This window comes from Dysgonomonas sp. Marseille-P4677 (assembly GCF_016652235.1).
Lineage (GTDB): Bacteria > Bacteroidota > Bacteroidia > Bacteroidales > Dysgonomonadaceae > Dysgonomonas.
In genome coordinates this window covers 1-9985 of record NZ_JAEPKU010000155.1, presented here as the reverse complement: position 1 = coordinate 9985, position 9985 = coordinate 1, and the positions used below count along the sequence as shown (strand labels likewise).

Annotated in this window: 7 protein-coding genes and 1 tRNA gene; 6 read left to right on the top strand and 2 right to left on the bottom strand. The window is 35.1% G+C overall.

Annotation, left to right across the window (positions count from 1 at the left end):
• Positions 1–338: 338 nt before the first annotated feature.
• Both JGH11_RS17650 and JGH11_RS17645 read left to right on the top strand, forming a co-directional pair.
• A complete protein-coding gene (locus tag JGH11_RS17650; protein ID WP_201114001.1) occupies positions 339–1640 on the top strand; it encodes an MFS transporter in 1302 nt (433 codons plus the stop codon).
• A gap of 262 nt (positions 1641–1902) precedes the next feature.
• On the top strand, positions 1903–3282 hold the full coding sequence (locus JGH11_RS17645; protein WP_201113999.1) for an aminopeptidase C: 1380 nt from the start codon (positions 1903–1905) through the stop codon (positions 3280–3282).
• Positions 3283–3562: 280 nt separating this feature from the next.
• Here the strand turns inward: JGH11_RS17645 and prmA are convergent, their stop codons facing one another.
• The gene (gene prmA / locus JGH11_RS17640) at positions 3563–4411 is read right to left on the bottom strand and encodes a 50S ribosomal protein L11 methyltransferase (protein WP_201113997.1); all 849 of its coding nucleotides are present in this window, start codon (positions 4409–4411) and stop codon (positions 3563–3565) included.
• A gap of 245 nt (positions 4412–4656) precedes the next feature.
• On the opposite strand from prmA, the gene JGH11_RS17635 reads away from it, so the two are divergent.
• Positions 4657–5505 carry a hypothetical protein gene (locus tag JGH11_RS17635; protein WP_201113995.1) on the top strand — a complete coding sequence of 283 codons (849 nt, stop codon included), beginning with the start codon at positions 4657–4659 and terminating at the stop codon, positions 5503–5505.
• A gap of 127 nt (positions 5506–5632) precedes the next feature.
• On the opposite strand, the gene JGH11_RS17630 is transcribed toward JGH11_RS17635, so the two are convergent.
• Positions 5633–5708 (bottom strand) — tRNA-His (locus JGH11_RS17630).
• Positions 5709–5959: 251 nt separating this feature from the next.
• Here JGH11_RS17630 and JGH11_RS17625 point away from each other — a divergent pair.
• The 3 genes from JGH11_RS17625 to JGH11_RS17615 all read left to right on the top strand — a co-directional run bounded on the left by JGH11_RS17625 (position 5960) and on the right by JGH11_RS17615 (position 9948).
• Positions 5960–7198, top strand: coding sequence for a dicarboxylate/amino acid:cation symporter (locus JGH11_RS17625; protein ID WP_201113993.1), 1239 nt, complete (start codon positions 5960–5962; stop codon positions 7196–7198).
• Between the two features lie 68 nt (positions 7199–7266).
• On the top strand, positions 7267–9054 hold the full coding sequence (locus JGH11_RS17620) for a gamma-glutamyl-gamma-aminobutyrate hydrolase family protein (RefSeq protein WP_236264127.1): 1788 nt from the start codon (positions 7267–7269) through the stop codon (positions 9052–9054).
• A 99-nt stretch (positions 9055–9153) separates the two neighbouring features.
• Positions 9154–9948 carry a thymidylate synthase gene (locus JGH11_RS17615; RefSeq protein WP_201113991.1) on the top strand — a complete coding sequence of 265 codons (795 nt, stop codon included), beginning with the start codon at positions 9154–9156 and terminating at the stop codon, positions 9946–9948.
• Positions 9949–9985: the final 37 nt, after the last annotated feature.

Sequence of the window (9985 nt, the reverse complement as noted above, 5' to 3'; positions counted from 1 at the left end):
ATAAAATTACTCATTTTTACTCGAATAAAAAAAGAAAAGACATATTGTAAAAATTAATGAATTCAATGTGTGAAATTTTATGTTGTATAACACATTTTTTCGGAATGCAAGCTGCGAATAGATAAGTATTTTTACATCGTTTTTGCGAAAACAATCTTCACTTAACCTTTTAGAACCATGAATTGGGGTGCATCAAAAAAGTTGTATCTCAGAGTGAATCAAGGGGTAATTGAGATCTTTTATGATTTAATTACCCTTTGAGAACTCTAAAGGTGAAGACCGAACATTAATGAACGATTTAGAAAGAAATAATTTAAATTAATAACTAAAGTAATATTATGAGTAGTATTGAGAAAAAAAATTACACGTTACCGATTATAATGATGATCTTCCTTTTTGCGATGATCTCATTCGTAACGAACCTTGCGGCCCCTATGGGAGTTGTTTTGAAAAACCAGTTCGGGGTTTCAAATGCTATGGGGATGCTTGGAAACTTAGGAAATTTCATTGCTTATGCTTTTATGGGGATTCCAGCGGGTATCTTATTGCAAAAAATAGGATATAAGAAAACAGCGTTGATCGCTGTTGCTGTTGGTTTTATTGGAGTTGGTATTCAATATTTGTCCGGAAGCGTGGCTAGTAACCAATTTGTAGTTTATCTATTAGGTGCTTTCGTTGCTGGTTTTTCTATGTGTATGTTGAATACTGTAGTTAACCCAATGTTAAATACGCTTGGTGGTGGCGGTAAAAAAGGTAACCAGCTGATCCAGATTGGTGGTACATTTAACTCTTTAAGTGCTACTCTTGTTCCTATCTTAGTAGGAGCTTTAGTTGGTGAGGTTGCAAAAGCTAATATTACTGATGTTTATCCTGTGATGTATATCGCAATGGGTATTTTTGCAGCTGTATTCATTGTGTTGTCAATGGTGTCTATACCAGAACCTCATATGGAGGTACAACATAAATCGACAGAAAAAGATACTCATAGTGCACTATCTTTCCGTCACTTTAAATTAGGAGCTGTAGCTATCTTCGTTTATGTAGGTATTGAGGTTGGTATACCTAGTACTTTAAATCTTTTCTTGGCCGATGCAACAAAAGGTGGAGGTCTGGATGGTACTACTGCCGGTTTTGTGACAGGGACTTATTGGTTTTTGATGCTAATTGGACGTTTCTTAGGAGGTGTAATAGGAGGAAAGGTATCTAGTAAAGCTATGTTGACCGTAGCATCTGCTATTGGTTTAGTATTGGTTACATCAGCAATATTACTACCTACATCTCAAAATATATCAATGCCTGTATTTATGACTGATCCGGCTACAGGTGCGCTTTCATTCGGAATGACCCAAGTTCCTATCAATGCTATGTTTTTAGTATTATGCGGTCTATGTACTTCTGTAATGTGGGGCGGTATATTTAATCTTGCAGTAGAAGGACTTGGTAAATATACAGCTAAAGCATCAGGTATCTTTATGACATTAGTTTGTGGTGGAGGGATTCTTCCATTCTTACAAAATCTGATTGCCGATGGTGCTGGCTATATGACTAGCTACTGGGTTGTATTTGCGGGATTAGCTTATATGCTATATTATTCTGCGGTAGGTAGCAAGAATGTAAATACAGATATTTCTGTAGACTAACTTGATCTAACAGAAATATTCTAAATATAAAAGCGGCAGGCTCAACGAGTCTGCTGCTTTTTGTTTATCTATATAACGAATTTACTGTTGTAATCATAGAATTGAATAGATAGTGCAAAGTCTCCTTGTAACGATGTATACTTTACTCCTTTTCAGTTAAAATTATTTGTGTTGTTTTAAATTTGTCTTTTAAATCTTAATAAGATAATCGAATAGGATTTGTATTTTTGTAGATACTAAACAATTAAATATATTATAATCCATGAAGAAAATATTTTTCGCTGGAGTATTACTATGCTCATCAATTGCTTTATCGGCCCAATCTATTACCGAGAAAGAGCTGAAAGATATACAATCGAGTTTTAAATTAGATGCTCCAACAAAAGCTATTCAGAATGTTTTGACTGGTAATTCTAATATTACGTCAAATGCTTTAAACTATGAGTTGCAAGGAAAAATAGACCATTTTTTTAGATACAGGGTAAATGTAAAAGGTATTACCGATCAGAAGAGTTCGGGCCGATGTTGGATGTTCACATCAATGAATGTGCTTCGCCCTGCTATAATGGAAAAATATAATATTGGAGAATTTGATTTTTCTCATAATTATTTGTATTTCTGGGATATATTTGAAAAATCGAATCTTTTTCTGGAGAATATTATAGTGACAAGTAAAGAACCTGTAGATAATAGAACCGTAGGATATCTTTTTAGCTCCCCTGTTAGTGATGGCGGTGTTTGGAATCTGTATTACAATCTCGGAGGAAAATATGGTGTTGTACCGCAAGAGGTAATGCCAGAGACTGCTCATTCAAACAATACTCGTCAAATGATTAGCCTAGTGAATGAAAAACTCCGTGTTGGGGGATATAACATTCGACAATTAGCAGCATCGGGTAAGAAAGATCAGGACTTACGTGTCGAAAAAACGAGTATATTGAAAGATGTATATCGCATACTTGCTTTGTGTTTAGGAGAGCCGCCTACAGAGTTTACATGGAGGTATAAGAATAAGAGCGGTGTGGTTAAAGAATTGAGAAATTATACGCCTCAACAATTTTATAAAGAAATTATCCCTGAAGATTATTCTGCAGACAATTATATTATGATTATGAATGATCCTACACGTGAATATTATAAAATGTATGAGATTCAGAATTATAAAAATACAATAGAGGGTATTAATTGGATTTATCTTAATCTACCAAATGAAGATATCAAAAAAGCCGCTCTGGCCTCAATCAAAAATAATGAAGCAATGTATGCTTCATGCGATGTAGGTAAACAAATGAATCGGGAATCGGGTATATCAGATCCGGATATGTATGATTATGAGTCATTGCTAGGTGTAGATTTGTCTATGGATAAGAAAGCTCGTATATTGACACGCCAAAGTGGCTCGAGCCATGCTATGACTCTGATCGGATGTGATACTGATGTGAGTGATACACCGGTGAAGTGGGAATTTGAAAATAGTTGGGGTGGAGCATCCGGCAATAAGGGATATCTTACTTTCACAGATAAGTGGTTTAGTGAATATATGTTTAGGTTAGTTATTCATAAAAAATATTTGGATGCAAAAGCAATTGACTGCTTGAAATTAACCCCGATACAGTTACCTATGTGGGATTATATGAACTAAGTGTATTTAATTGGTCATCAAATAAATGTTGAGCTTTTGATCTGTTTTCAAGAAATCACATTTGTTAAGGGAGTTTAATTTAATTAGTTTTTTAGACTTCAAGTGTTATCAAAATTTATAAAAAATATGTTTTATAATATGTTTTTTTATTTGGTTCGCTTGCGCAAATGCGCTTCCTTTGTATCGATAACCAAACAATCTTTATTTACCTTAAAGCCTAATACCTAATTTAACTCACACATAAGAGGAGGTTTCATCCAGAAGCCTCCTCTTATGTCTTTTAAGCCATTTGTCTTTTTGTAAATTTGACAGCAACCCATTTATCCTTTTCTGTATTATGGTCGAAAGTTAAAGCATGTTTACTGCACTCTTCTTTGATAAATGGAATATCTTCCTCATAAAAACCACTCATATAAAGTGTACCTCCATTATTTAGCACAGCAGCATAAGCATGGATGTCATTCAATAATATATTACGGTTGATATTAGCTAAAATTATATCGTATGCTTCATTTCCAAGCAATTCTGCACCGCCTATTTTTATCGATACATTATCTATATTATTTAGCTTGATGTTTTCCATGGCATTATCATATGCCCATTGATCTATATCGATAGCTGTAATAGGATTTGCTCCACGCATAGATGCCAAGATTGCAAGTATAGCTGTTCCTGTTCCCATATCGAGCAAAGATTTTCCTGTAAAATCATCCTTCATTATTTCTCTTATCATCAGTTCTGTTGTCTGATGATGCCCCGTGCCGAAGGCCATCTTGGGATCGATATATATATTATAGTCATAAATAGCAGGAGCATTATGAAATGTGCTTTGTATAATACACTTATTATCTATGATTAAAGGTTGGAAATAGTTTTTTTCCCATTCTTCATTCCAGTTCTGTTCTTCTATTGTTGTGAATGTATATGTAATCTCTGCTTCTATAGGTAAATTCAGTAAGACTTGGTCCAACTCCGTTTTATTAAATATATCATTTTGGATATATGCTATTGTTCCCAAATCGTATTCTATAAAACTTTCGAAACCGATCTCTGCTATTGTCGCAGATAATACGCCGTTCACAATCTCATTATTAGGCGTACATATAAATTTTACTTCTGTGTAAATCATTATTTAGTTTTTTTGCAAAAATACGCTTTCTATTTCAATTTATTTAATACGTGATATAAATATAGGTCAATAGCTGATTGATGTTTCATTTTTATTATCGATTTCAGGGATATTATGTTGTTTCAACTATAATTTCACATTGCTTTATGACGAGTTCTTTGTTTAATTGATTTTTATTATATATTTTCGCGTCTCGCTAAAAATAGTTAAAAAACCTACACACGGAACATTAAACACTAAACAGAATGAAACATCTACTAACCTTTGTTCTTTTTTTATCTAATTTATTATTTGTATCTGTTTTTGCACAAGATGCAAAAGTAATAGATAATACTAATTTATCAACAGCTGTACTACAAACAGATTCAGCTACAGTTTCAATGCAACTAGAGAAACCCAAATCGGACAACTCTTTTTTATCACATCTGAGTGTTGGATTGCGTGCATCTACTTTAGGAGTAGGAGTCCAAGTTGCAACACCTATAAATGATTATTTCAAACTACGTGCAGGAGTAGATTTTATGGGCTTTAAAACAGGTGATATCGAAATTGGTCTGGAAGATCCGGATGGGGCTTTTGAGAAAGCAGTAGGATATACACCAGATTATAATATGAAGGGGGAGCTTAATTTTACAAATGGTCATGCATTAGTAGATTATCACCCGACAAAAGGAATATTCCATTTGACGGCAGGATTCTTTCTTGGTAAGAATCAGTTAAAGGCAAAAGGTCTTTTAACTGCATCTGATGGAAGCAGAGCAGAATTGTTGCCTGGAGAGGATTGGCCTACTGTCGATTTTGATGGGCATCAGTTAAAGGTGGATAACGCTAATCTAGATGCTACTTTTCAATTGGGAGAAGTTGTTAAGCCTTACTTTGGATTGGGTATTGGAAGAGCGATCGCAAATAAACGAGTGGCTTTTAAGTTTGAGTTGGGTGCAATCTATCAGGGTAAATATTCTATCAAACAAAATGGAAAAAAAATAAACATTGCGGATAATGTGACTGAGAATTTTGAAAATATAGATACATATACCAATATCTTAAAGTGGTGGCCGATGCTGAATTTTCAGTTGACATATAAGATTTTTTAAAGATCTTGAGTAATGAGAATCTCGCTTTTTAAACGAGATTCTTTTTTTGTAGAAAAACTGTCAACACTAAAATTAATGAGTAATATAATAAAAAAAGAATTCATTTTATAAAATGAATTCTTTTTAAGGGTGAAAGACGGGGCTCGAACCCGCGACCTTCGGAACCACAATCCGACGCTCTAACCAACTGAGCTACGATCACCATTTTTGCAATTGCGGTGCAAATATATATATTTTTCTTATAATAACAAATGCTAATGCTAAAAAAAATGTTTTTGTTGTTATACTAATTTGAAAAAAAGAAAAGATATTGCTTTCGACATCTATTTAAGAAACTATCTGCTTTGAAAAGATAGCTTGAAACATTAAATAGTTATATTTATTCACACTTAAAGAGTGTTCTTGATAATGAAAAGAGTATTTTTGTGAGGATTTAATAAAACTAGTCTTTTTAATGAATATTTTAAAGAATTACGCCTTTACATTACTTCTGCTATGCGGCATACTCATAGGCGGAGTATGTGGTATTATCTTTGGTGAAGATGCATCTGTTGTAAAACCAGTAGGAGATATATTCTTAAATCTTATGTTTGTATTGATCGTTCCACTGGTCTTCTTTAGTGTATCCTCCTCTATCTGTAATATGAAGCAAACAAGTATGGTGGGGAAGGTGATCGGCAATATTATATTTATATTCTTCTTCACTGCCATTGTGGCTGCGATTGTAGCTTATGTGACAACTTTATTCTATAATCCATTGGAAGGAGTAAATCAGGCTGAAGTATTGTCCGGTTTGCCAGAGCAATCGGTTCGTACTTTGACCTCTGCTGAAGTTTTTGTAAACACATTTACGGTTTCCGATTTTCAGATGTTATTTACAAAGTCCAATTTATTACCCTTAATCATCTTTTCATTGTTCTTTGGGTTGGCTACAGCTTTTTCCGGAAAGAAAGGTAAGCTTGTCTCAGAACTATTGAATGCGGCGAATACCGTTATACTGAAAATGATGAGTATTATTATGATGGCTGCCCCAATAGGTTTAGGATGCTATTTTGCAGATACAGTAGGTAAGTTAGGAGGACAAATATTAAATGGTTATTTACATGTTTTTATCTTATATCTTATATTAACTGCTATTTCTTTTTTCGGTCTAAATTCTATATATATGCTTTTAGCCGGAGGTAAGAAAGGGTTTATCTTATTCTGGAAAAATATACTTACTCCTTCGTTGATGGCTGTTGCGACTTCTTCAAGTGCCGCCTGTATCCCAATAAATATAGAAGCTTCAAAGAAAATGGGAGTTCCGTCCAATATTGCTGAAACAGTAATTCCGTTAGGTACAAATATACATAAAGATGGGTCGGTGATGGCTGGCGTTTTAAAAGTAATTTTCTTATTTACTATATTCGGGCACGAGCTGACATCTTCTACTAATATATTTATGATAATAGGGGTTGCTTTGCTTGTAGGAGCAGTAATGGGTGCGATACCGAGTGGTGGCATGACCGGCGAATTGTTGATCTGCTCTGTCTTTGGGTTTTCTCCACAGTTGGCAGGAACATTGATGATTATAAGTACTATTGTAGATATTCCGGCGACGTTGCTTAATTCTACAGGAAATGTAATGTGTTCCGCGTTGGTTGCTCGTTTGAGTGTTGGAAAGGATTGGCTAAAAGAACAAATAACGACCTAAATCGATAAAATTATATGAATAAAATAGCATCAATTATATTTACTTTTTTCTCTTTGATTAGTGGATATATGCAAGGTCAGGAAAAGTATGCTCCTCAATTGTTGGAGCTATATAGAATAACAGATTCGTCATATTCAGATATAAGGGCTGAGCAACCTCCATTAATTGGAATTTCGGCAGGTAGAACGCTAGCCGGTAGTTCTATTGTTCAATCTACGTATGTAAATGCTATAGCTAAGGCGGGCGGAAAATCGATTATAATACCGGCCATGACAGATATTAATGTTTTAAGGAATATTGTAAAAGATTTGGACGGATTGGTCTTGACAGGAGGTGAAGATGTTGATCCGTTGTATTATGGCGAAAGTGAGATACCTGACATAAATGAAACAGATTCGGTTCGTGATATTTATGATTTAGTTTTATTGAAATTAGCTACAGATCGTAATATTCCGGTTCTTGGTATTTGTAGAGGAGAACAAATAATGAATGTGGCCTTTGGTGGTACTCTCTATCAGGATATACCTACTCAGGTGAAAGATAAAAGTATAACGCATAAGCAAAGCGAACCTAGAGATCAAGGTACTCATGATATATCTGTTACGAATGGTTCTCAGTTGGGGCGAATTCTTGGTACAACAAAAATATCTACAAATACCTTTCATCATCAGGCAGTCAAAGAAGTCGCTCCAAACTTTAGTATAGTAGCAAAAACGGCAGATGGAATCGTGGAAGCGATAGAAGCTTATCCTAATCGTCCCATCTTGGGGGTGCAATGGCATCCTGAGGGGCATGTGGCCGGAGGAGATACTACTATGATTAAGTTATTTAACTTTCTTATAGATGAGTCTGTAAAGTTTCGAAAGGCAAAGGAGATACATGGACGTATATTTTCTGTAGATACACATTGCGATACACCATTAGAATTTAAAAAGTTTGGCTTTGATATCGGGAAAAGAGAAAGCAATCAGGTGAATATTCCTAAAATGGAAGAAGGGATGCTCGATGCTATATTCTTTGCTGCCTATACAGGGCAAGGTCCCAGAGATAAAGTATCGACTCAAAAAGCCGTTGAGAAAATTGAAGGTCTCATTAAAGGTGTTCACAGTCAGGTGAATAAAAATAAAGGCGTGTGTGATATCGCATATACTGTTGATGATTTAATTCGATTGAAAAAAGAAGGGAAGAAAGCTATCTTTATCGGCATAGAGAATGGATATGGAATAGGCAAGGAACTATCGAATATCTCTCACTTCCAAAAGATGGGGGTAAATTATATAACACTTTGCCATACGAAAGACAATGATATTTGCGATACATCGAGCGATACTAAGAATGAATGGAATGGCCTTAGCCCTTATGGACGAGAAGTAATAAAAGAGATGAATCGTTTGGGAGTCATGATAGATATATCACATGCCGGAGAAAAAACATTCTGGGATGTAATAGAACTTTCTTCTCAGCCTATAATTGCATCTCATTCTTCGGTACAGGCCTTGTGTTATCACGATCGCAACTTGACTGACAAGCAAATGCAGGCGATAGCCAAAAATGGAGGGGTAGTACAAATTTGTCTCGTGGATTTATTTATCAATAAAGATCATAGTAAAGCGAGTCTCACTGATGCAATAGACCATATTGATTATGCAATAAAGATAGCAGGTATAGATCATGTAGGTATTGCTTCAGACTTCGATGGTGGGGGAGGTCTTATCGGTTGTCAGGGTAGCAATGATATGATTAACATTACGGTTAAACTTATTGAAAGAGGGTATTCGGAAGACGAAATAGCAAAGATATGGGGAGGTAACTTTTTGCGTGTAATGTCGGAGGTGCAAAAAGGAGCGAAGAAATAAATTAAGAAAGATTAGAAAAAGAGAGATAGCTAAAGCTCTTTTTTTAGATGTAAATATATTGTACTTTTGTAGATTATCCGAGCAAAATAAAATATTTGAATGAAACAATATCACGATTTATTGAAACGAGTTCTTGAAGAAGGTACGTATAAAAGTGATCGTACAGGTACAGGTACAATTAGTGTTTTTGGCCATCAAAGCCGTTATGATCTGGCTGAAGGCTTTCCTGTATTGACCACAAAGAAATTACATTTAAAATCGATTATATACGAACTTCTTTGGTTTTTAGCCGGAGATACAAATGCTAAATATCTACAGGATCATGGAGTTCGCATTTGGAATGAATGGGCTGATGAAAATGGAGATCTGGGACATATTTATGGCTATCAGTGGCGTTCGTGGCCTGATTATAACGGCGGATATATAGATCAGATATCAGATGCGGTAAATGCAATAAAAAACAATCCCGATTCGCGTAGGATTATTGTTAGTGCATGGAATGTGGCCGATCTTCCCAATATGAATTTACCCCCATGTCATGCGTTCTTTCAGTTTTATGTAGCTGACGGAAAGTTAAGCTTGCAATTGTATCAGCGCAGTGCCGATATATTTTTAGGTGTACCGTTTAATATTGCATCGTATGCTTTGCTGTTGCGGATGATGGCACAAGTTACAGGATTAGAGGCCGGAGAATTTGTGCATACGCTAGGTGATGCTCATATTTATACAAATCATTTAGATCAGGTTAAATTGCAGTTGACCCGTGACTTTCGTCCTTTGCCTCGTATGGTGATTAATCCTGATGTAAAGAGTATCTTTGATTTTAAATATGAAGATTTTGCTCTTGAAGGTTATGATCCACACCCACATATAAAGGGAGATGTGGCTGTGTAAAAAATTCCAGATTTTCAGATTTTTAATATTTTAGAAC

Excerpts from the sequence above, each read along its gene's own strand:
- JGH11_RS17635 (WP_201113995.1), top strand. The coding sequence starts at position 4,657 with ATGAAACATCTACTAACCTTTGTTCTTTTTTTATCTAATTTATTATTT.
- JGH11_RS17645 (WP_201113999.1), top strand. The coding sequence starts at position 1,903 with ATGAAGAAAATATTTTTCGCTGGAGTATTACTATGCTCATCAATTGCT.
- JGH11_RS17650 (WP_201114001.1), top strand. The coding sequence starts at position 339 with ATGAGTAGTATTGAGAAAAAAAATTACACGTTACCGATTATAATGATG.
- JGH11_RS17620 (WP_236264127.1), top strand. The coding sequence starts at position 7,267 with ATGCAAGGTCAGGAAAAGTATGCTCCTCAATTGTTGGAGCTATATAGA.
- JGH11_RS17615 (WP_201113991.1), top strand. The coding sequence starts at position 9,154 with ATGAAACAATATCACGATTTATTGAAACGAGTTCTTGAAGAAGGTACG.
- JGH11_RS17625 (WP_201113993.1), top strand. The coding sequence starts at position 5,960 with ATGAATATTTTAAAGAATTACGCCTTTACATTACTTCTGCTATGCGGC.
- prmA (WP_201113997.1), bottom strand. The coding sequence starts at position 4,411 with ATGATTTACACAGAAGTAAAATTTATATGTACGCCTAATAATGAGATT.